At 72.8% G+C, this 20,242-nt stretch carries 18 protein-coding genes and 1 pseudogene; 12 read left to right on the top strand and 7 right to left on the bottom strand.

Annotated features, from left to right (window positions below; genetic code table 11):
• Positions 1-56 precede the first annotated feature (56 nt).
• Complete coding sequence (ligD, locus tag ABD774_RS08960) at positions 57-2,975, bottom strand: non-homologous end-joining DNA ligase (RefSeq protein ID WP_345040041.1); 2,919 nt, start codon at positions 2,973-2,975, stop codon at positions 57-59.
• 210 nt (positions 2,976-3,185) lie between these two features.
• Here ligD and ABD774_RS08955 point away from each other — a divergent pair, with 210 nt between their 5' ends.
• The 4 genes from ABD774_RS08955 to ABD774_RS08940 all read left to right on the top strand — a co-directional run bounded on the left by ABD774_RS08955 (position 3,186) and on the right by ABD774_RS08940 (position 8,756).
• Positions 3,186-4,832 carry an ABC transporter substrate-binding protein gene (locus ABD774_RS08955; protein ID WP_345040039.1) on the top strand — a complete coding sequence of 549 codons (1,647 nt, stop codon included), beginning with the start codon at positions 3,186-3,188 and terminating at the stop codon, positions 4,830-4,832.
• A gap of 108 nt (positions 4,833-4,940) precedes the next feature.
• Complete coding sequence (locus tag ABD774_RS08950; RefSeq protein ID WP_425554518.1) at positions 4,941-6,017, top strand: ABC transporter permease; 1,077 nt, start codon at positions 4,941-4,943, stop codon at positions 6,015-6,017.
• 1 nt (position 6,018) lies between these two features.
• Positions 6,019-7,014 carry an ABC transporter permease gene (locus ABD774_RS08945; protein ID WP_345040036.1) on the top strand — a complete coding sequence of 332 codons (996 nt, stop codon included), beginning with the start codon at positions 6,019-6,021 and terminating at the stop codon, positions 7,012-7,014.
• The gene (locus ABD774_RS08940; protein WP_345040034.1) at positions 7,011-8,756 is read left to right on the top strand and encodes a dipeptide ABC transporter ATP-binding protein; all 1,746 of its coding nucleotides are present in this window, start codon (positions 7,011-7,013) and stop codon (positions 8,754-8,756) included. The genes ABD774_RS08945 and ABD774_RS08940 overlap by 4 nt, the downstream gene beginning before the upstream one ends.
• 140 nt (positions 8,757-8,896) lie before the next feature.
• On the opposite strand, the gene ABD774_RS08935 is transcribed toward ABD774_RS08940, so the two are convergent.
• Positions 8,897-9,529 carry an NADPH-dependent F420 reductase gene (locus ABD774_RS08935; protein WP_345040032.1) on the bottom strand — a complete coding sequence of 211 codons (633 nt, stop codon included), beginning with the start codon at positions 9,527-9,529 and terminating at the stop codon, positions 8,897-8,899.
• A gap of 240 nt (positions 9,530-9,769) precedes the next feature.
• Between ABD774_RS08935 and ABD774_RS08930 the strand changes: the two genes are divergently transcribed.
• The 4 genes from ABD774_RS08930 to ABD774_RS08915 all read left to right on the top strand — a co-directional run bounded on the left by ABD774_RS08930 (position 9,770) and on the right by ABD774_RS08915 (position 12,643).
• Complete coding sequence (locus ABD774_RS08930) at positions 9,770-10,270, top strand: MarR family winged helix-turn-helix transcriptional regulator (RefSeq protein ID WP_345040030.1); 501 nt, start codon at positions 9,770-9,772, stop codon at positions 10,268-10,270.
• 154 nt (positions 10,271-10,424) lie between these two features.
• Positions 10,425-11,315 carry an alpha/beta fold hydrolase gene (locus ABD774_RS08925; RefSeq protein WP_345040027.1) on the top strand — a complete coding sequence of 297 codons (891 nt, stop codon included), beginning with the start codon at positions 10,425-10,427 and terminating at the stop codon, positions 11,313-11,315.
• Positions 11,316-11,328: 13 nt separating this feature from the next.
• Positions 11,329-11,727, top strand: a complete 399-nt coding sequence (locus ABD774_RS08920; RefSeq protein ID WP_345040025.1) for a VOC family protein — start codon at positions 11,329-11,331, stop codon at positions 11,725-11,727.
• Between the two features lie 4 nt (positions 11,728-11,731).
• The gene (locus tag ABD774_RS08915) at positions 11,732-12,643 is read left to right on the top strand and encodes an alpha/beta fold hydrolase (RefSeq protein ID WP_345040023.1); all 912 of its coding nucleotides are present in this window, start codon (positions 11,732-11,734) and stop codon (positions 12,641-12,643) included.
• On the opposite strand, the gene ABD774_RS08910 is transcribed toward ABD774_RS08915, so the two are convergent.
• From ABD774_RS08910 to folE, 4 genes are read right to left on the bottom strand one after another with little or no spacing between them, the layout of a single operon-like run.
• Positions 12,616-13,332, bottom strand: a complete 717-nt coding sequence (locus tag ABD774_RS08910; RefSeq protein WP_345040020.1) for a pyrimidine reductase family protein — start codon at positions 13,330-13,332, stop codon at positions 12,616-12,618. The two genes, ABD774_RS08915 and ABD774_RS08910, sit on opposite strands and share 28 nt — an antisense overlap.
• A 43-nt stretch (positions 13,333-13,375) precedes the next feature.
• Positions 13,376-14,182, bottom strand: a complete 807-nt coding sequence (gene folP, locus ABD774_RS08905) for a dihydropteroate synthase (RefSeq protein ID WP_486327288.1) — start codon at positions 14,180-14,182, stop codon at positions 13,376-13,378.
• A 58-nt stretch (positions 14,183-14,240) separates the two neighbouring features.
• The gene (locus ABD774_RS08900; protein WP_345040016.1) at positions 14,241-15,491 is read right to left on the bottom strand and encodes an NAD(P)/FAD-dependent oxidoreductase; all 1,251 of its coding nucleotides are present in this window, start codon (positions 15,489-15,491) and stop codon (positions 14,241-14,243) included.
• Positions 15,492-15,530: 39 nt separating this feature from the next.
• Complete coding sequence (gene folE / locus ABD774_RS08895; protein ID WP_345040014.1) at positions 15,531-16,142, bottom strand: GTP cyclohydrolase I FolE; 612 nt, start codon at positions 16,140-16,142, stop codon at positions 15,531-15,533.
• Positions 16,143-16,334: 192 nt separating this feature from the next.
• Between folE and ABD774_RS08890 the strand changes: the two genes are divergently transcribed.
• From ABD774_RS08890 to ABD774_RS08875, 4 genes and pseudogenes are all read left to right on the top strand, one after another.
• Complete coding sequence (locus ABD774_RS08890) at positions 16,335-17,087, top strand: helix-turn-helix transcriptional regulator (protein WP_345040013.1); 753 nt, start codon at positions 16,335-16,337, stop codon at positions 17,085-17,087.
• Between the two features lie 256 nt (positions 17,088-17,343).
• On the top strand, positions 17,344-17,775 hold the full coding sequence (gene soxR, locus ABD774_RS08885; protein ID WP_345040010.1) for a redox-sensitive transcriptional activator SoxR: 432 nt from the start codon (positions 17,344-17,346) through the stop codon (positions 17,773-17,775).
• 51 nt (positions 17,776-17,826) lie between these two features.
• Positions 17,827-18,567 (top strand): annotated as a pseudogene (gene ku, locus ABD774_RS08880) (non-homologous end joining protein Ku); the annotation flags it as partial.
• Positions 18,568-18,722: 155 nt separating this feature from the next.
• Positions 18,723-19,088, top strand: a complete 366-nt coding sequence (locus ABD774_RS08875; protein WP_345040008.1) for a hypothetical protein — start codon at positions 18,723-18,725, stop codon at positions 19,086-19,088.
• Between the two features lie 117 nt (positions 19,089-19,205).
• Here ABD774_RS08875 and ABD774_RS08870 read toward each other — a convergent pair whose 3' ends face one another.
• Complete coding sequence (locus ABD774_RS08870) at positions 19,206-20,189, bottom strand: TIGR03557 family F420-dependent LLM class oxidoreductase (RefSeq protein ID WP_345040007.1); 984 nt, start codon at positions 20,187-20,189, stop codon at positions 19,206-19,208.
• Positions 20,190-20,242: the final 53 nt, after the last annotated feature.

Genomic DNA, 20,242 nt, shown 5'->3' with positions numbered 1-20,242 from the left:
CGCCGTCAGCCGCTCGGCGCGGACCGCCGCTGCGCCCCGCCGTCCGCCGCGCACGCTCACAGCCGCTCGACCACCACGTCGCCGGGGGCCTTGTCCGGGCGCCACCCGCGCCACCGCGGGTGGCGCATCCGGCCGTCCGTCGTCCACTCCGACAGCGCGACCTCGCCCACCCGTGCGGGGGTGACCCAGTGGGCGTCCCGCGCGTCGAGCCGCGGCACGTCGGGGACCGGCGGCGTGCTGCGGGAGATGCGCCGCAGCTGCCCCACCCACTCGCGCGTCTCCCGCTCGGTGAAACCGGAGCCGACGCGGCCGGCGTAGCGGAGCTCGCCGTCGTCACCCGGCACCGCGAGCAGCAGCGACCCGACCGCGCCGTCCCGCGACCCCTGACCCGGCCGCCACCCGATCACGACGGCCTCCTGCGTGAGCAGGTGCTTGATCTTCACCCACGCCCGCGAGCGCCGTCCGGGCGTGTAGCCGGAGTCGCGCCGCTTGGCCATCACACCCTCGAGGCCCCACCGGCGCGAGGCCTCCATCGCCGCCGCGACGTCGCCCTCGAACGCCTCCGGGATCTCCACGCGGGGATGGCGCCTCGGGTCGACCAGGTCGCGCAGGTGCGCGCGCCGCTCGTCGTAGGTCTCGCGCAGGAACGAGTGCCCGTCCGCCTCGAGGATGTCGAAGAGCATGAGGTGCACGGGCGCGCTCTGGGCGAGCCGGGCGATCTCGCGCCCACGCGTGAGGTTGAACCGCTGCTGCAGCCGGGAGAAGCTCGGCCGGCCGCGCTCGTCGAGGGCGACGATCTCGCCATCCAACACCGCCCTGCCCGCGCCGGTCACCGCAACCGCGACGTCCCCCAGCTCGGGGTATAGGGCCGTGACGTCGTTGCCGTTACGGCTGACGAGCCGGACGTCGTCGCCGTCGACCGCGACGATCGCCCGCACCCCGTCCCACTTCATCTCCAGCGCCCAGTCGACGTCCGCGGCGAGGTCGCGCTCCTCCCCCAGCGTCGCCATCATCGGCGACGGCGGAGCCCCGCGCGGTCTCTGCCGCGCCAGGCTTGCGCGACCGTTTCTCTGTGCCACCGGCCCACCATCGCCCGAGCCACCCGGTTCCCTCGCAGCACGTGCACCCCCGGCACCACGCACCCCCGAGCCACCAGGTTCGCTCGCAGCACGTGCACCGGCACCACGCACCCCCGAGCCACCCGGTTCGCCGAGTGCGACGTTTCTACGGTTATGAGCGCCGCTTTCGACGAAAGTCGTCGCACTCGGCGAAGGGTCCGCACCGTCGCGCGCACCACCGCCCCCACCGTCGCGCGGCTCGCCGCCCGCGCCACCGCCCGCACCGTCGCGAGCACCACCACCGCGGCCACCACTGCGCACCGACACCTTGCGGCCGCCGTCCCTCGCGAGCCCCTTCCGTGCGCCCTCACGCTTCGCGACGCGCGCGACCCGGCTGGACTCCATCAGGTGGATGAGCCAGTGGTTCTCCTCCCCCGCGCCCCCGCGCCCGCCCGTGCGGATCAGCGCGACGCGGGCGGCGTCGCCCGGACCGTCCGGGCTCGCGAGGCCGCCGTCCGGCCGACCGGTGAGGGTGACGATGACCTCCTTCCCCTCGTGCCACTTCTCGAGCACGTAGGTGCCCTCGTCCCAGATGCGCACCTCGCCGCCGCCGTACTCCCCCTTGGGGATCGTGCCCTCGAACGAGCCGTACTCCATCGGGTGGTCCTCGGTCTGCACGGCGAGGTGGTTCTCCCGCGGGTCGGCGGGCACCCCCTTGGGCAGGGCCCAGCTGACCAGCACGCCGGCGTGCGCGAGCCGGAAGTCGAGGTGCCACCGGCTCGCGTGGTGCTCCTGGATCACGAAGGACAGCTCCGTCCCGCTGCCGGTGACGGAGGCCGGCACGGGCTCGGGGGTGAGCGAGGGGTCGCGCATGGCGCGGTAGCGGGCCAGCCGGTCCCCCACCGCGAGCGCCGAGCGACCCGGCGCGCCGGCGCCGCCGCCGGCGACGACCTCGCGCTCGGCGTCCGCCCGTCGCGCCGAGTCGGCGGTGCGCTCGCCGGGGTCCGTGTAGGGGACGTCGCCGCCGCTGTACAGCTCGGCCATGGGGTCCCCGCGCCGGCGCACCCGTTCCAGCACCTCCTCGTACTCGAGGTGCCTCAGGTCCTCTCGCTCGAGCTCGTCCCACGTGCGCGGGGCGGCGACGGTGGGCCGGTGGCGGCCGCGGAGCGAGTACGGGGCGATCGTCGTCTTGGACGCGTTGTTCTGGGACCAGTCGACGAGGACCTTCCCACCGCGCAGCGACTTCTTCATGTCGGAGACGACGAGGTCCTTGTGGTCGGCCTCCAGCGCCCGCGCCAGCTCGTGCGCGACGGCGTTGACCTCGTCGGAGGTGTGCGAGCCGTCCAGCGCCGCGTAGAGATGGATGCCCTTGGAGCCCGACGTCACCGGCACCGGGGTCATCCCCATCCCCTCGAGCAGCGGCCGGGCGATGCGCGCGACCTCGGCGCACTGCGCCAGATCCGCGCCGGGGCCGGGGTCGAGGTCCAGCACGAACCGGTCGGGGTTGCGCGGTCGCCCGTCGGATCCGAACCGCCACTGCGGGACGTGGATCTCGAGGGCGGCGACCTGGCCGAGCCAGGCGAGTGTGGCGGCGTCGTCGACCAGCGGGTACGTCTTGGGTCCCGAGGAGTGCTCGATGTCGGCCCGGACCACCCACGCCGGAGCGGAGGACTCGAGGTCCTTGACGAAGAAGAACTCCCCGGGCCCGTCGACGGTGCCGACGCCGTCGGGCCACCGCTTGCGTGTGGCGGGCCGGCCGGTGCAGTGCGGGACCATGACCGGGGCGATCCTGGCGAGGTAGCCGAGGACGTCCGCCTTGGTGGTGCCGGTCTCCGGGTAGAGCACCTTGGTCAGGTTGGTCAGGCGCAGCCGGCGCCCCTCGATCTGCACGGTCTCGGGCTGATCGCGGGTGGGCATGGGCTCATCGTGGCGCGGCGGTGCCGGCCGTGCACGCCGCACGCCGTTGGTTGCAGTTCCGCATCCTGGGACGGTTCTGGTCATTGTTCGTGACGTGGATGTGCTAAACAAGGCCCTCCGAGACGTGGGTCACACCCGCGAGCGGAGAGTGCGCGCACCGCCGCGCGGGGTCGGGTGCACGAGGCGCCCGCCAGAGCAGAAGAGGATGACATGGCAACAGCTGGAACCCGGCGTCGCGCGCTGTGCGCGGTCGGCGCCTCCGCGGCCCTCGCTCTCGTGCTGGCCGCGTGCGCCGAGACGGACGAGCCCGGGACCACCGACGGCACCGACGGCGCGACCGGCGGGAACGGCGGCTCCATCACCGTCGGCACCACCGACGTCATCACGAACCTCGACCCGGCCGGCTCCTACGACAACGGCTCGTTCGCGGTGCAGAACCAGGTGTTCCCGTTCCTGATGAACACCCCGTACGGCAGCCCCGACGTCGAGCCCGACATCGCCGAGTCCGCCGAGTTCACGGCGCCGACGGAGTACACGGTCAAGCTCAAGGAGGGCCTGACCTTCGCCAACGGCAACGAGCTCACAGCCTCGGACGTGAAGTTCTCGTTCGACCGCCAGGTCGCGATCGCCGACCCGAACGGCCCGTCGTCCCTGCTCTACAACCTCGACCGCGTGGAGGTCACCGACGACCTGACCGCGGTTTTCCACCTGAAGAACCCGGACGACCAGATCTTCCCGCAGATCCTGTCCTCGCCCGTCGGGCCGATCGTCGACGAGGACGTCTTCAGCGCCGACGCGGTCACCCCGGCCGACGAGATCGTCTCCGGCAAGGCGTTCGCCGGCCAGTACCAGATCACGGACTACACCGAGAACGAGCTCATCCAGTACGAGGCCTTCGACGGCTACGACGGACTGCTGGGCGCGGCCGAGACCAGCAGCGTCACCGCGCAGTACTTCACGGAGGAGACCTCGCTGAAACTGGCGGTGCAGGAGGGCGACGTCGACGTCGCGTTCCGCTCGCTCAGCCCCACGGACCTCGAGGACCTGCGGGGCGACGACAACGTCACGGTCCACGACGGTCCGGGCGGGGAGATCCGCTACATCGTCTTCAACTTCAACACCCAGCCCTTCGGCGCCGAGACGCCGGAGGCCGACGACGCCAAGGCCCTCGCGGTCCGCCAGGCCGTGGCGCACAGCCTCGACCGCCAGGCCCTCTCCGAGGAGATCTACGCCGGCACGTACACGCCCCTGTACTCCTACGTGCCGGAGGGCCTGACCGGCGCCGTCGAGCCGCTCAAGGAGCTGTACGGCGACGGCGACGGCGGGCCTGACGCCGACGCCGCCGCGAAGGCGCTCCAGGACGCCGGTGTGGAGGTCCCCGTCGAGCTGAACCTGCAGTACAGCCCCGACCACTACGGGAAGTCCTCCGACGAGGAGTACGCCCTCATCGAGAGCCAGCTCGAGGCCGGCGGCCTGTTTGAGGTTAACCTGGCGTCGACGCTGTGGGACACCTACTCCACCGAGCGCCGCGAGGACCTCTACCCGGCCTACCAGCTCGGCTGGTTCCCCGACTACTCCGACGCGGACAACTACCTGACGCCGTTCTTCCTCACCGAGAACTTCCTCGGCAACCACTACGAGGACCAGGAGGTCAACGACCTCATCATCAAGCAGGCGACGACGCCGGACGAGGCGGAGCGCACCGCGCTCCTCGAGGAGATCCAGACCAAGGTCGCCGAGGACCTCTCCACTGTGCCGTACCTGCAGGGCGCCCAGGTCGCGGTGGCCCAGAAGGACGTCCAGGGCGTCACGCTCGACGCGTCGTTCAAGTTCCGTTACGCCACGCTGACGCGCTGACGGCCGGGGTCACGACCCCGTCCGCGCCCGCACGTCGAACGGGGGTGCCGCCACGGCGGCACCCCCGCTCACGTGGTCGAGTTCCTCCGAGCGAAGGAGTCATCACCGGTGACGATCGTCGACGACCGGACCGTCGAGGCGGCCCCCGCGGCCAAGGTCAAGGGCTCCGGCCTCGGGCGCTACGTCCTGGTCCGTTTCTTCCTCATCATCCCCACCGTCTTCATCCTCGTCAGCCTCGTCTTCTTCCTGATGCGCGTGGCGGGCGACCCGATCACCGCGTCCGTCGGCGGACGGCTCACCGAGGCCCAGCTGGCCGAGCGTCTGGCCGCCGCCGGCTACGACCGGCCGATCCTCGTGCAGTACCTGGAGTACCTCGGGCAGATCTTCACGGGCGACTTCGGCCGCACCATCACCGACAACCGGGAGATCAGCGACATCCTTCTCACCTACGGGGCCGCGACCCTGGAGCTGGTGATCTTCGCCCTCATCGTCGCGTTCGCGGTCGGTGTGCCGTTCGGCCGCCTCGCCGCGTACCTGCGTGACCGGTGGCCCGACGCGGTGCTGCGCGTCTTCGCGATCCTCTGCTACGCCACCCCGGTCTTCTTCGCCGGCCTGCTGCTCAAGCTCGTGTTCTCCGTCTGGCTCGGCTGGTTCCCGCTCTCGGGCCGGGCGAGCCCGGACGTGCAGCTGGTCCTCGGGCGGATCTCGGGCTCGACCGGGATCAACATCATCGACGCGCTGCGCACGGGCCGTTGGGACCTCATCAGCGACATCCTGGAGCACGCCGCGCTCCCGGCGATCGCCCTGGGCCTGCTGACCGCGGGGGTGTTCCTGCGCCTGGTCCGGACCAACCTCATCGGCACGCTGGGGCGGGACTACGTCACCGCCGCCCGCTCACGAGGGGTGAGCGAGCGCCGCCTGCTGCGCAAGCACGCGTACAAGCCCGCGCTCATCCCCATCATCACCGTCATGGGCATGCAGATCGCCCTGCTGCTCTCCGGTGCCGTCCTCACCGAGACCACGTTCGAGTGGCGCGGGCTGGGCTTCCAGCTCGCCCAGTACCTCGGCTCCCGGGACTTCGTGGCCGTGCAGGGCATCGTCGCCCTGCTCGCCGTCATCGTCGCGGTGACGAACTTCCTCGTCGACGTCCTCGCCGCGCTGATCGACCCGAGGGTGAGGTACTGACATGGCTGAGACCGTCATCGCCGACAGCGTCGTCCACGGCGCCTCCACCGAGGCCCGCTGGAAGAAGCTGCCGCTGGTCTGGCAGCTGCGCCAGAGCGTAGGCCTGCAGCGCGGCATGCTGATCGCCGGGCTGGCCCTGTGCCTGATGTTCGTCGTCATGGCGGTGCTCGCGCCCGTCATCGCGCCGTACTCCTTCAACCAGCTGTCCGACGACGCAGGCAGCTTCTCGCGCCAGGCGCCGCCGGGCGAGGGGCACCCGTGGGGCACCACGGTCGGCGGCTACGACGTGCTGTCGCGGGTCCTCTGGGGCGCGCAGACGGCGCTGAGCACGGTGGTCATCGCGATCGCCGCCTCGATCTTCGTCGGGATCCTCCTCGGGCTGATCTCGGGCTATCTGGGCGGCTGGCTGGACCGGGTGCTGGTGACGATCGCCGACGCGATCTACGCCTTCCCGACGCTCCTGCTCGCGATCGTCATCTCGATCGTCATCTCGGGGGGACAGTCCTCGAAGTGGGGCGGGATCATGGCCGCCGCACTGTCCATCACGGTCGTCTTCATCCCGCAGTACTTCCGCGTGATCCGCGCCGAGACGGTGCGCCTCAAGGCTGAGCCGTTCGTGGAGAGCGCCCAGGTGATCGGCGCCTCGACCCTGCGGATCATCTTCCGGCACGTGCTGCGCAACGCCACGCGGTCGCTGCCGCTGATCGTGACGCTGAACGCCTCGGAGGCGATCCTCACCCTGGCCGGCCTCGGCTTCCTCGGCTTCGGCATCGTCCCGACGACGGCCGCCGAGTGGGGCTACGACCTCAACCGGGCCATCGCCGACGTCGCCTCGGGCATCTGGTGGACCGGCGTCTTCCCCGGGCTCGCCATCGTGCTGCTGGTCCTGGGCGTCACGCTGGTCGGCGAGAGCCTCAACGACCTGTCCGACCCGCGGCTGCGCATCCGCCGCCGCGTCACGGCTGCCGCCGCGCGGGCCACGGAGGTGCGTCCATGAGCGACGTCGTCGACATCCACGATCTCGAGGTCACCTTCGCCACCGACGCCGAGCCGGTGAAGGCGGTCGACGGCGTGAGCCTGCACGTGAAGCCGGGCGAGGTCCTGGCCATCGTGGGCGAGTCCGGCTCCGGAAAGACGGTCACCGCCAAGTCGATCCTGGGACTGCTGCCCGAGACGGCCACCGTCTCCGGCGCCGTCGTGCTGGCGGGAAACGACGTCGTCCAGCTCGACGCCCGGCAGCTGCGCGACGTGCGCGGGCGTGACGTCGCCATGGTTTTCCAGGAGCCGTCCTCCGCCCTGAACCCCGTGTACACCGTGGGGTGGCAGATCGCCGAGGGCCTGCGCGCGCACGGGCAGGACTCGAGGAAAGCGGCCCGGGCGAAGGCCGTCGAGATCCTGGGCCGGGTCGGCATCCCCGACCCGGAGGTCCGGGTGGACCACTATCCGCACCAGTTCTCGGGCGGGCAGAAGCAGCGCATCGTCATCGCGATGGCGCTCGTGCTCGGCCCGAAGGTGATCGTCGCCGACGAGCCCACCACCGCCCTCGACGTCACCGTGCAGGCCGAGATCCTGGACCTGCTGCGCCGCGTCCGCCGCGAGTTCGGGACCGCCATCGTGCTCATCACGCACAACATGGGCGTCGTGGCCGACCTCGCCGACCGCGTGGCCGTGATGTACCGCGGCAAGGTGGTCGAGGAGGCCGACGTCCGCACGCTCTTCGCCGACCCGCGCCACGAGTACACCCGGGCGCTGCTGGCGGCGGTGCCCAAGCTGCACGAGCAGGCGCCGGCGTTCGGCGGCCGCCCCGCGGCGGTGCCCGCGGGGCTGGACGAGGCCGCCCGCACGGATGAGCGCACCCGGCAGGAGGAGCCAGCCGCACCGGAAGGGCCAGCCGCGCCGGAGGAGCCGCGTGACGTCGACGCCGTCGTCGCCGCCCGGGACCTCGAGATCGTCTACCCGGGCCGGATCGGCCGCAGCGGCTTCCGTGCCGTCGACGGCGTCACGTTCTCGATCGCGCCGGGCGAGGTGCTCGGGCTCGTGGGCGAGTCGGGGTCCGGCAAGACGACGATCGGCCGCGCCATCGCGGGCCTGACCCGCGCCACCGGTGGGTCGCTGCGCGTGCTCGGTCACGAGATGCTCGGCTTCCGTGAGAAGTCCTTCCGCCCGGTGCGTGCGCGCATCGGCTTCGTCTTCCAGGACCCGGCGACCAGCTTCAACCCGCTGCTCACCATCGCCGAGTGCGTGGCGGAGCCGCTGCTCGTCCACGGCCGCGCCAAGGACGTGCGCGGGGCACGCCGCCGCGTGGACGAGCTGCTCGACGCCGTGCATCTGCCCACCTCCTACGGCGAGCGCTACCCGCACGAGCTCTCCGGCGGGCAGCGGCAGCGGGCGAGCCTCGCCCGCGCGCTCGCGCTCGACCCGGAGCTGCTGATCGCGGACGAGCCGACCTCCGCCCTGGACGTCTCCGTGCAGGCGAAGGTCCTCGAGGTCTTCACCGAGCTGCAGCAGCGCCTCGGCTTCGCCACGCTGTTCATCAGCCACGACCTCGCGGTGGTCGGCATGCTGGCGGACCGGATCGCGGTGCTCTACCGCGGCCGGCTGGTGGAGATGGGTGAGAGCGCCCAGGTCCTGCAGGATCCGCGGGATCCCTACACCCGGCGGCTGCTGGCCTCGGTGCCGGTCCCGGACCCGGTGGAGCAGGAACGCCGGCGGGAGGCGCTGCGGGCGCTGCAGACCTGACGGACCGAGACACCCCGAGCGGGACGTCGCTGCCCGGGTGGACGGCAGGGTCGGCGGCGGCTCCTGCCGCAGGGACGACGAAAGGCCGCACCCGCGGGGCACGGCCTTTCGTCGGGGCGGCTGACGCCCGCCCGGGCGGATCAGGCGCCGATCACCTTCACGCCGGTGCTCCAGGTGTTGCCCAGCTGGCCCTGAAGGGTCATGTGGACGAAGCCGATGCCCTCGAGCTGGTGAGCCCGCTTGAGCGGTCCGGCGTCGAGCGCGCGCATCCCGGAGGACTCGATCAGAGCGACGACGGCGGCCTTGGCGTCGGCGTCGTCGGCCGCGATGAGGACGTCGAGCTTCTCCCCGGCGACCTCGCCGCCGACGAGCGTGCCTGCGAAGGTGGTGTTGAAGGCCTTGACGACGTTGGAGGCGGGGACGACCTTGGCGATCTCCTCGGCGGCCGAGGAGTCGGCCGGGGTGACGAGCCGGTCGAAGGTGGCGAAGTCGACCGGGTTGGTGATGTCGACGACCACCTTGCCGGCGAGGGCGTCGCGCAGCTCCTCGGCGACGGCGAGGGCGGCGTCGTAGGGCAGCGCCAGGACGACGATCTCGCCCGTGAGGGCGTCACCGATGCCGCCGGTGGCGACGTCGCCGCCGAGCTCGCCGGCGAGCTTCGCCGCCGCCTCGGTGTCGCGGGCCAGGATCTGCACGCCGTGGCCGCCGGCCACTGCGCGGGCTGCGATGCCGCGGGCCATGTTGCCCGAGCCGATGATCGTGATGCTGGTCATGTTCGTACTCCTCGTGGTAGCGGTGGGCGCCTGGACCGGCGCCGGGGTGCTGCTGGTCGTGCTGGTCACGGGCGCCGACGCGTCCTGCGACGGTGCCGCGGACGTCGCCTTGCGGCGGAACAGGTCGAACAGGCCCATTGGGCTCCTTCTTGTCGGCGACCGGAGGCCGGTAGTTGAACGAACAACAATCAACCTACGCGTGATTACTTGATGCGTCAACCACTTGATAGAGTGAGGTCCATGGACGACACGCGGTGGCTCACCGCCGACCAGGAGGACGCCTGGCGCTCCATGATGGCGGTCATCATGCTGCTGCCGGGCGCGCTCGACGCCCAGCTCCAGCGCGACGCGCGGCTCACGCACGGGGGCTACGTCGTCCTCTCCGCCCTGTCCGAGGCGCCCGAGCGCACCATCCGGATGAGCCGCCTCGCGATGATGGCGAACATGAGCATGTCGCGCCTCTCCCACCTCGTCGACCGCCTCAGCGGCCAGGGCTGGGTGGAGCGGCGGCCCGACCCCGAGGACGGCCGCAGCACGATGGCGGTGCTCACCGAGGCGGGCTGGGAGAAGGTCGTCGACACGGCCCCGGGGCACGTGGAGAACGTGCGCACCCTGATCTTCGACGCCCTCACGTCCGAGCAGGTCTCCGAGCTCAAGGGCATCTCCGCGTCCATCGCGGGCCGGCTCGATCCCGAGAACAAGCTCGGCAGCTGCAGCGGCGGGGTCCGCCGCACGGGCTGACCCGTCTCCACGCTCCGAACCGGAGCCGGAGAGCCGGTTCGGGGTCCCGGGCTCGCCCGTCGTGAGTCGGCCCGGGAAAACAGGAAGATCTCCCGCCGGGTCCGCCGTACGGTGGCTGCACGGGCACCGACGCCCCGACCCCGCGGGAGGGACCATGGACGGCTCCACGCAGCGCGTCACCTCGGCCGACGGCACGACCCTCGCCTACGAGTCGTACGGCTCGGGGCCCGCGGTCATCCTCGTGGCCGCGGCGATGAACGACGTCTCCGGCCTGCGGCCGCTGGCGCAGGCGCTCGCGGAGGCAGGGGTCCGCGCGGTCACGTACGACCGTCGTGGCCGTGGCGCCAGCGACGACGCCGCCGCCGTCGGCGACCGCACGCCGGTCACCGGCGCGGTGGAGCGCGAGCTCGACGACCTCGACGCCCTGCTCGCCGCCGTCGGCGGCCGCGCTGCCGTGCTCGGCTACTCCTCGGGCGGGCACCTCGCGCTGCTCGCGACGATCCGCAACCCCGGCTTCATCGCGCTCGCGATGTTCGAGCCTCCGTTCGCCTTCGAGGGAGAGTCGACGGAGCCGACGACGGCGGAGGCCGAGGTGCTCTCCGCCCTGGTCGCGGAGGGACGGCGGGCGGACGCGGTCATCAGCTTCCAGCGCGCCATCGGCCTCGACGAGGAGATGCTCGAGCAGATCCGCCACGCGCCGTTCTTCCCGGCACTCGAGGCCCTGGCGAACAGCCTCGTGTACGACGCCGCCGTCACGGGCCTCTACCCCGACCCCGGTCTGCTCGGGTCTGAGGTACGTGTCCCGGCGACCGTCATGCACGGGCGGGACACCTGGCCGGACCTGGCCGCGGCGTCCCGGCGGGCGGCCGAGGCGATACCAGGTGCCGAGCTGCGCCCCGTCGAGGGCGCGAACCACCGCATCGTGCCCCACGCCGTCGCGGCCGAGGTGCTGAAGCTGCTCGCCCGGGTGCCGGCAGCGTTCGACCCGACCTCACCGACCGCTCGACCGCTTCGCTCGCACCGACCCGCCACCCCGCACGGCTGACGAAGGAGCAGGCATGTACACCCACGCGTTCAGCGGGTTCTCGGTGGACGACACCGAGCGCGCCCGTAACTTCTACACCCGCGTCCTCGGCCTGGAGGTCACCGACGGCGGCATGCAGGGCATCATCACCCTGCACCTCCCCGGCGGCGCCGAGGTGATCGTCTACCCGAAGGGCGCGGCGCACACCCCGGCGTCGTTCACCGTGCTGAACCTGGTGGTGCCGGACATCGACGCCGGCGTCGCCGAGCTCAGCCGCCGCGGCGTCACCTTCGAGCGGTACGAGGGCACGGAGATGGAGACGGACGCGACCGGTGTGTTCAGGCGCGGCGGACCGCCGATCGCCTGGTTCAGCGACCCGGCGGGCAACGTCTTCTCGCTGATCCAGGACGACGCCGGCACGACGGCGGGGTGACACGGTGCGCACCGGTTCTCGCGACGTGCCGAGGACGACCTTCGCGATCGTGCACGGCGCCGGCGGGTCGGCCTGGGAGTGGCACCTGGTCCGCGCGGAGCTGATCGCCCGCGGTCACGACGTGGTGGCGGTCGACCTGCCGGGCGACGACGAGTCCGCCGGCCTGGAGCAGTACGCCGAGACCGTGGTGGCGGCCGTCAACGCCGCGACCGGTTCCGCCGGGGCCGGGGCCGCTTCCGGCGGTGACGGGGCCGGGAGCGCCACCGGTGCCGCGGGGTTCGGGAATGTCACCGGTGCCGCAGGGTCCCGGACGGCACCCGGCGACGTCGTCCTGGTGGCGCACTCCCTCGGCGGGTTCGTGGCGCCGCTGGTCGCCGCACGCATCCCGGTCCGGCGCCTCGTCCTCGTGGCGGCCATGGTGCCGGCGCCCGGCGAGACCGCCGGCGAGTGGTGGGAGACGAGCGGCTACCGGGCGGCGGTCGGCGAGCGCGACGCGGCTCACGACGACGGAGCGGGTCGCGACGACAGAGCCGGTCACGACGATGCTAGTCGCGACGACGACGCCGGTGTCGACCGAGCCGGCGCGGACGAGGATCCGCGCGCGGCGGAGATCGCCACCTTCATGCACGACCTCGATCCCGCCCTCGCGGCCGAGGCCCTGCGCCGCTCACGCGACCAGGCCGGCCGGGTCATGTCCGAGCCGTGGCCGCTGAGCGCATGGCCGGACGTGCCCACGTCCTTCCTCCTGCTGGCCGACGACAGGGTCTTCCCGCCGTCGTTCCTCCGAGGTCTCGCGCGCGAGCGGCTCGGGGTCGAGGCGGACGAGATGCCGGGCAGCCACTGCGCCTACCTCTCCCGGCCGGCCGAGCTCGCCGAGCGCCTGGTGGCCTACGCGGAGCTGCCGTCGCGCAGGTAGCGCAGCATCAGCATGTCGCCGGCGGTGAGGACGTGGCCCAGCCGCATCCGCCGGGTCGCCTGCGCACCGCCCGCCGCGATGCGCCCGGCCGCGCCGCCCTCGAGGACGGGGCTGAGCGTCAGGCACAGCTCGTCCACGGCGTCGGCCTCGATGAGCGCGCCGAGCAGGCGCGGGCCGCCCTCGCACAGCACCTGGGACAGACCGCGCCGTTCCAGCGCCGCCCGGACGAGACCGACGTCCACGGCGTCCTCCCCGCACGGCACGACGTCGGCCACCTCCGACAGCGCCAGCCGCGCGCCGGCCGGGGACGCCTCGTGGGTGAGGACGAGCGGCCGGACCGGCGCGTCCGCGAGCGCCGCGTGGTCCGGCGCGAGCGCGAGACGGGAGGAGACGACGGCGAGGACCGGGTGGGCGGGCAGGCCGTGCGCCACCCGCCAGGCCACGGCGTCGTCGTCCAGGCGCATCGCCCCGTACCCCTCGGCTCGCAGCGTCCCCGCACCGAGCAGGACGACGTCGGCGAGCATGCGCAGGGTGTCGAAGACCTGCTTGTCGTCGGCGTTGTTGAGGCCGCCGGACAGGCCCTCGTGGGTGGCCGCGCCGTCGAGGCTGGCGATGAAGTTCACGCGCAGGTGCCACGCTGCGCGGTCCGCGACCGCGTAGCGGCGCACCAGCTCCTCGGGATCGAACACTCTTGCTCCTCATGTGGTGTGCCGGTCTTCGCGGCGGTGTCCCTCAGCGGTTGTGCCGGTGCTCGACCGGCGCGCGCCGCCCGAGCACCGCCTCGGTGAGCCGGACGGCGTCGACGGTCGCGGCGACGTCGTGGGTGCGGACCACGCGCGCCCCGGCCGCCACGCACAGCGCCGCGGCGGCGAGCGAGCCGGCCAGGCGGTCCTCCTTCGGGCGCCCCAGGGCCTCCCCCACGAAGTCCTTGCGGGAGAGCGCCACGAGCGTGGGCCACCCGAGCGCGGCGATCTCGCGGAGCCGCCGGGTCAGCTCGAGCGAGTGGTCGGTGTTCTTGTTGAGGTCGTGCCCCGGGTCGACCACGATCCGGTCGCCCGCGACACCGGCGGCCAGCGCTCGCTCGACCCGGCCACGCAGGAAGTCGGCGACCTCGGTGACGACGTCGCCGTACACCGGCCGGGGGTGAGGGGTGTGCGGCGCGGCGAGGGAGTGTGCGACGACGACGTTCGCGCCGGTGGCGGCGACCACCTCGACCATCGCCGCGTCGCGCAGCCCGGAGGTGTCGTTGACGACGTCGGCGCCGGCGGCGACGCACGCGGCGGCGACCTCGGGCCGGGCGGTGTCGACGGAGACGACGACGTCGGAGACGGCGCGCACGGCCGCCACGACCGGCAGCACCCGGTCCAGCTCCTCGGCGAGGGGTACGGGCGGCGTGTCCGGGGAGAAGGGCACGCCCCCGACGTCGACCCAGTCGGCCCCGTCCGCCACGGCGCGCAGAGCCGCGGCGACGGCGGCGTCGAGGGCGAAGGTGCGGCCGCCGTCGTAGAAGGAGTCCGGCGTGCGGTTGATAATCGCCATCACCGCGACGTGGTCGTCGAGGTGGAGGTCGCGGGGCCGGTGCACGTGACGACTCCCGTCAGGCCGCGGGCTGCGGAGCGAGATCGTCCAGCGGGACTGCAGCGTCCGCCAGCATCCCGCGGTCGACCGGGGCGCCGGACCGGACGAGCCGCTCGATCGCCGGGCTGACGTCCCAGACGTTGACGTTCATGCCGGCGACCACCGTCTCCCCCACCAGCCAGAACGCGACGAACGCCCCGCCGCCCGGGTCGCCGCGGTAGACCACCTCCGCGTGCCGGGCCAGGTCGAAGTACCCCGAGTACTCCATCGAGAGGTCGTACTGGTCGGTGTAGAAGTAGGGCACGAGGTCGTCCACCACGTCCTGGCCGAGCATCGCCCGGGCGGCGATCGGCGCGGCGTTGAGGGCGTTGGCCCAGTGCTCCACGCGCAGGTGCCGGCCGAGCGCGGGGTGGTAGGCCCTGGCGACGTCGCCGACGGCGAAGACGTCGGCGTGGGAGGAACGCAGGTGCTCGTCGACGACGACCCCGCCGTCGACCTGCAGACCCGCCTCCGTCGCCAGCTCGTCGTTCGGGACGGCGCCGATCCCGACCACGACGACGTCGGCCGGGACGGTCTCGCCGCCCGCGAGCTCGACGCCGGTGACCCGGCCGGACGCGCCGGAGATCCCGGCGACGGCGGTGCGCATGCGCAGGTCCACCCCGTGGCGGCGGTGCAGGTCTCCGAAGACGGCTCCGAGCTCGTCGCCGAGCGCGGCGTTCAGCGGCACGGTCTCCCGGCCGAGGACGGCCACGTCGTTGCCGTAGGTGCGGGCCGCGGCAGCCACCTCGAGCCCGATCCAGCCGGCTCCGACGACGACGACCCGGCGGCCGCCGTCGGCGATCTCCGCGCGCAGCGCGTCCGACTCGACGCGGGTGCGCAGGTAGTGCACCCCGGCGAGCCCCTCTCCCGACCCGGGACCGTGCAGGCGCCGCGAGCGGGCGCCGGTGGCCAGAAGCACCCGGTCGAACGGCAGGCGCGCGCCGCCCCCGAGGGCCACTGTGCGGCCGGCGAGATCGAGCGCGGTGGCGCGGTGGGCGAGGTGGAGCTCGACGTCGTGCTCGGCGTACCAGCCCTCCGGGTGGACGAAGCCGGCCTCCCGCTCGGCGGTGCCGCTCAGGTACTCCTTTGACAGCGGCGGGCGTTCGTAGGGCCGCTCCTGCTCCTCGCCCACGAGGTGGACCGGCCCGCCGTAGCCCTCCTCGCGCAGGGTCTGCGCGGCGCGGGCGCCGGCGAGCCCCGCACCCACGATGACGATCCCTCGGTGCGACATGACGACTTCCTCTCGGATCACCGGCCGGCAGGCCGGAGCTCAGCGGGGGTACGACCGGACGGCGGTGCCCGCCCCGACCAGGGCGAGGAACTCCGCCCGCGAGCGCGGGTCCTCCCGCAGGGTGCCGCGCAGGGCGGAGGTGACGGTGCGCGAGCCGGTGACGGCGACGCCGCGCAGGGACATGCACAGGTGCTCGGCCTCCAGCACGACGCCGACGCCGCGCGGGCGCAGGCGCTGCTGGAGGAGGTCGGCCACCTGCTGGGTGAGACGTTCCTGGACCTGCAGGTCCCGGGAGAAGTGCTCGAGGACGCGCGCGAGCTTGGAGAGCCCGACGATCCGCTCGCCGGGCAGGTACGCCAGGTGGGCGACGCCGTGGAACGGCAGCAGGTGGTGCTCGCACAGGGAGTGGAACGGGACGTCGCGGACGAGGACCAGCTCGTCGTAGCCCTCGTCGTTGGGGAAGGTGGTCAGCTCGAACGGCCGGGGCGTGAGGAGCTCCGCCAGGGCGTCGGCCACCCGGCGCGGCGTGTCGGCGAGGTGCTCGGAGTCGGTGCCGCGGCCCAGCGCCTCCAGGAGCTCGGCGACGGCGGTGCGTGCCCGCACGAGGTCGATCTCCCGGGGCGGGGGCGGAGCCGTGACCGCCGTCGTCATGGGCGCCGTCCTCACGAAGGTTGCAGGGCCCGGCGCCTCGGTCGCGAGCGTGATCGCGGCCATCAGAGCTCACCGCCCGGCACGGAGCTGCGTGTCGTCATCGTCAGCCACCTCCTTGGTCCTGGTTCGACCGTAGGAGCGGCAACAGTCTTACGTCAAGCAATCTTGTTTTTAGAAGCGTATGATGGAGGGGTGCCGCAGAAGCCACGCACCGACCGTGCCGCCGCCGTCTCCGCTGTCGGGGACCCCACCCCGCGAGCGCTCTACAACCTCGTCGGCAGCCGGGACGCCCCGACGAGCCGGGACGACGCCGCCGCGGCACTGGGCATCAGCCGGAGCACCGCGGCCTTCCACCTCGACAGGCTCGCCGAGGCCGGTCTGCTCACGGTGGAGTTCCGCCGGCCCGCCGGCCGCTCAGGCCCCGGTGCAGGCCGACCGACGAAGTACTACGTCCGCTCTGCCGCCGAGGTGACGGTCTCGGTCCCCGAACGGAACTACGAGCTGGCCGCGGACATCTTCGCCCGCGCCATCGCCGAGGCCGCCGAGAGCCGGCGTCCCGTGCGCGACGTGCTGCGGCGTGTGGCCGCCGAGACTGGGCGCGAGGCCGGGCAGCGCGCGGGCGACTTCGACGCCGCGCTCGTCGCGGGCGGCTACGAGCCGCGGCCGGACGCCGCGGGCGGCGTCGTCATGGGCAACTGCCCGTTCCACCGCCTCGCCCAGCAGCACACGGAGCTGGTCTGCGAGCTCAACTACCAGCTGCTCGACGGCGTCGCGCAGGGGGTGCCGGGCTGCGGACGGCGGATCGTCGCGGACCCCGGGGCGGGTCGCTGCTGCATCCGGGTCTTCGCGGACCAGCCCGGCCCGACGGACCAGCCCGGCCCGACGGACCAGCCCAGCCCGACGGACCAGCCGGCGGACGACGCCGGACGGACGGCGGGCCACTGACCCGCCCCGTGGTCACAGCTGCGACGTCCGCGGCCCGCGGGGCGGGTTGAACCGTGCGGATCCCGCACGCCATGGCTCACGCCGGCTCACCCGGACCTCCCGCGACCTCATTGCCTCCGCCATCAGGTCCCGGCTCCGGTACCCGTGCAGCTCCCACCACATCTCCACGCCCTGCTCCGTCCGTCCCGCGACGGCCTCGTGCCGTCGCGTCGAGCATGCAAGGTGAAGTCGACTTGAGGTCAACTACGCTGCGGGCGTGCCCCCCGCCCTGCTGACCATCGGCCAGCTCGCCGAGCGATCGGGCGCCGCGCCGTCGGCCCTGCGCTACTACGAGAGCCTCGGCCTGATCCGGTCCGAGCGGACGGCCGGAAACCAGCGCCGGTATCGGCGGGCGATGCTGCGGCGTGTGGCGTTCGTCCGCACGGCGCAGCGGGTCGGCCTCTCGCTCGACGAGATCGCCGAGGCCCTGACGACGCTCCCCGGTGACCGCGCCCCCACGCGGGAGGAGTGGGCCCGGCTCTCACGCGGCTGGCGCCCCCGCCTCGACGCACGTATCGCCCAGCTCGAGCGGCTTCGCGACAAGCTGGACAGCTGCATCGGCTGCGGCTGCCTGAGCCTGGACCTCTGCGCGCTGTCCAACCCCGACGACGAGGTGTCGGCCCGCGGACCGGGCGCTGCGTTCCTCTGACCGGCACCATTCCGGTAGCCAGAACGTCACGCCACGGGTTGACTGTCACCAGTGGTCAGCCGGTCGTCGGAGGGAGCTGTCGTGCGCGCGATCTGGAAGGGTGCCATCACCTTCGGCCTCGTCAACGTGCCCGTGAAGCTCTACAGCGCCACCGAGAGCCACGACGTCCCGCTGCACCAGGTGCACGACGCCGACGGCGGCCGGATCCGCTACCAGCGCCGGTGCGAGATCTGCGGGAACGTCGTCGACTACGAGAACATCGACAAGGCCTACGACGACGGGCAGCAGACCGTCGTGCTCACCAAGGAGGACTTCGAGGCGCTGCCGGTCGAGCGGAACCGCGAGATCGACGTGCAGGAGTTCGTCCCGTCCGACCAGGTCGACCCGATCATGATGGGCAGCGCCTACTACCTGGCGCCGGACTCGAAGTCCACGAAGTCCTACGCGCTCCTGCGCCAGACCCTCGAACAGACCGAGCGCACCGCGATCGTGACCTTCACCCTGCGGCAGAAGACGCGCCTGGCCGCCCTGCGCGTACGCGACGACGTCCTCGTGCTGCAGACGCTCCTGTGGGAGGACGAGGTCCGCGAGGCGGAGTTCCCGGGGCTGGACGAGAAGGTCAACATCACCAGCAAGGAGCTCGAGATGTCCTCGGCGCTCGTGAAGAGCTTCGAGTCGGACTTCACCCCGGAACGGTTCACCGACGAGTACCAGGAGCAGCTCCGCCAGCTCGTCACCGCCAAGCTCGAGCAGGGCGAGGCGCTCGACACCGAGGCCACCTTCGGCGAGGCGGCGGAGGCCGAGGAGGGCGGGCAGGTCCTGGACCTGATGGAGGCGCTGCGCCGGTCCGTCGAGCAGTCGCGGAAGAAGGGCGGCAAGTCGGCCGAGGAGCCCGCCGAGGAGGAGAGCGACGAGTCGGGGCCCAGGAGGAGGAGACGGAGACGGCCGTGGAGGAGAAGACGCCCGCGCGCCGCCGCTCGTCCTCGGCCCGGTCCCGCGCCGGCTCGGGCGCCTCCGAGACGAAGTCCGGGAAGAAGGAGCTTGAGGAGAAGGAGGCCGAGAAGGAGGCGAAGCCCGCCGCCCGCACGACGGCGAAGAAGGCCCCCGCCAAGAAGCCGGCGACTCGGGCGACGGCCGAGAAGAAGCCTGCCTCGCGATCCTCGTCGGAGAAGAAGACGGCCACGCGTGCGACGGCGGAGAAGAAGACGGCCGCTCGGTCCGCTGCCGCGGAATCCCCGAAGAAGCCAGCGTCGGAGAAGGCGACGACCCGCAAGACGACGACCCGCAGGACACCGGCCAAGAAGACGGCCTGACCGCTGCCGCGGCGCCGTCAGCGCCGCACCCGCGCGGGCCCCGTCACCCGCGGGCCCGGTCACCCTCGCGGGCCCGGTCACCCGCGAGGCCTCCTGCGCGTCAGCTCGCGCTGCACGTCACCTCGCGGCGGAGCGAAGCTTCTCGAGCAACGGCTCGGCCGCCGTCGCCAGGAAGTCGTCCTGGCTCTCCCCGCCCACCTGGACGAGGGCGACGTCGGTGAACCCGGCCTCCCAGAACGGGGCCACGGCCTCCACCATCGCGTCCAGGTCGGGGCCGCAGACGATGTCCTCGGCGACGTCCTCCGGCCGGACCGCCGCCGTCGCCGCCTCGAACGCGTCGGTGGTGGGCAGGTCCGCGTTGACGGACCACCCGAGCCCCGACCACCGGAACAGCTCGTGCGCCCGGGCCACCGCCGCGTCGGCGTCGGGGTCCCAGCACACGGGCACCTGGCCGATCGCGCGCCCCTCCGGCAGGCCCTCCTCCCGTCGCTGCTCGCGCCATGCCGCGACGACGTCGGCGTCGGGGGTTGTCGTCACGAGGTGGTCGGCCATGCCGGAGAAGCGCGAGACCGACTGGGCCCCGGACACGGCGACGGCGATCTCGACAGCCTCGTCGGGCAGGTCCCACAGCTTCGCCTGGTCGACGCGGAAGTGCTCGCCCGCCCAGGTCACCCGCTCGCCGTCGAGCAGGTCACGGATGATGACCAGGGCCTCCTCGAGCATGTCGTGCCGCTCCCCCACCGCCGGCCAGCGCTCCCCCACGACGTGCTCGTTCAGGCTCTCGCCCGCCCCCAGCCCGAGGGTGAAGCGGCCGTCGGAGAGCACCCCGAGGGTGGCCGCCTTCTGGGCGACGACGGCGGGGTGGTACCGCAGGATCGGGCAGGTCACGTAAGTCATCAGATCGACCCGCTCCGTCACCTGGGCGACGGCGCCGAGGACGGTCCACGCGTACGGCGAGTGCCCCATGGAGTCCAGCCACGGGAAGTAGTGGTCGGAGCAGACCTCGAAGTCGAACCCGCGACGCTCCGCCTCCTGGGCGTGGCGCACGAGCTCCTTCGGACCGGCCTGCTCGGTCATGAGGGTGTAGCCGAATCGGGTCATGCGATCCAGGCTGGCACCAGCCGGGGTGGCAGGCATCCCGGGACGGCGGGCGT

It is taken from the genome of Georgenia daeguensis (assembly GCF_039537705.1).
Classification (GTDB): Bacteria; Actinomycetota; Actinomycetes; order Actinomycetales; family Actinomycetaceae; genus Georgenia; species Georgenia daeguensis.
Note: the sequence above shows the minus strand (reverse complement) of the source record. Positions and strands in the feature narration are given on the sequence as shown.

What these genes read in the sequence shown, in the direction of transcription:
- ligD (WP_345040041.1), bottom strand. Translation starts at nt 2,975, where the DNA reads ATGCCCACCCGCGATCAGCCCGAGACCGTGCAGATCGAGGGGCGCCGG.
- ABD774_RS08955 (WP_345040039.1), top strand. Translation starts at nt 3,186, where the DNA reads ATGGCAACAGCTGGAACCCGGCGTCGCGCGCTGTGCGCGGTCGGCGCC.
- ABD774_RS08945 (WP_345040036.1), top strand. Translation starts at nt 6,019, where the DNA reads ATGGCTGAGACCGTCATCGCCGACAGCGTCGTCCACGGCGCCTCCACC.
- ABD774_RS08940 (WP_345040034.1), top strand. Translation starts at nt 7,011, where the DNA reads ATGAGCGACGTCGTCGACATCCACGATCTCGAGGTCACCTTCGCCACC.
- ABD774_RS08935 (WP_345040032.1), bottom strand. Translation starts at nt 9,529, where the DNA reads ATGACCAGCATCACGATCATCGGCTCGGGCAACATGGCCCGCGGCATC.
- ABD774_RS08930 (WP_345040030.1), top strand. Translation starts at nt 9,770, where the DNA reads ATGGACGACACGCGGTGGCTCACCGCCGACCAGGAGGACGCCTGGCGC.
- ABD774_RS08925 (WP_345040027.1), top strand. Translation starts at nt 10,425, where the DNA reads ATGGACGGCTCCACGCAGCGCGTCACCTCGGCCGACGGCACGACCCTC.
- ABD774_RS08920 (WP_345040025.1), top strand. Translation starts at nt 11,329, where the DNA reads ATGTACACCCACGCGTTCAGCGGGTTCTCGGTGGACGACACCGAGCGC.
- folP (WP_486327288.1), bottom strand. Translation starts at nt 14,182, where the DNA reads ATGGCGATTATCAACCGCACGCCGGACTCCTTCTACGACGGCGGCCGC.
- ABD774_RS08900 (WP_345040016.1), bottom strand. Translation starts at nt 15,491, where the DNA reads ATGTCGCACCGAGGGATCGTCATCGTGGGTGCGGGGCTCGCCGGCGCC.
- folE (WP_345040014.1), bottom strand. Translation starts at nt 16,142, where the DNA reads ATGACGACGGCGGTCACGGCTCCGCCCCCGCCCCGGGAGATCGACCTC.
- ABD774_RS08870 (WP_345040007.1), bottom strand. Translation starts at nt 20,189, where the DNA reads ATGACCCGATTCGGCTACACCCTCATGACCGAGCAGGCCGGTCCGAAG.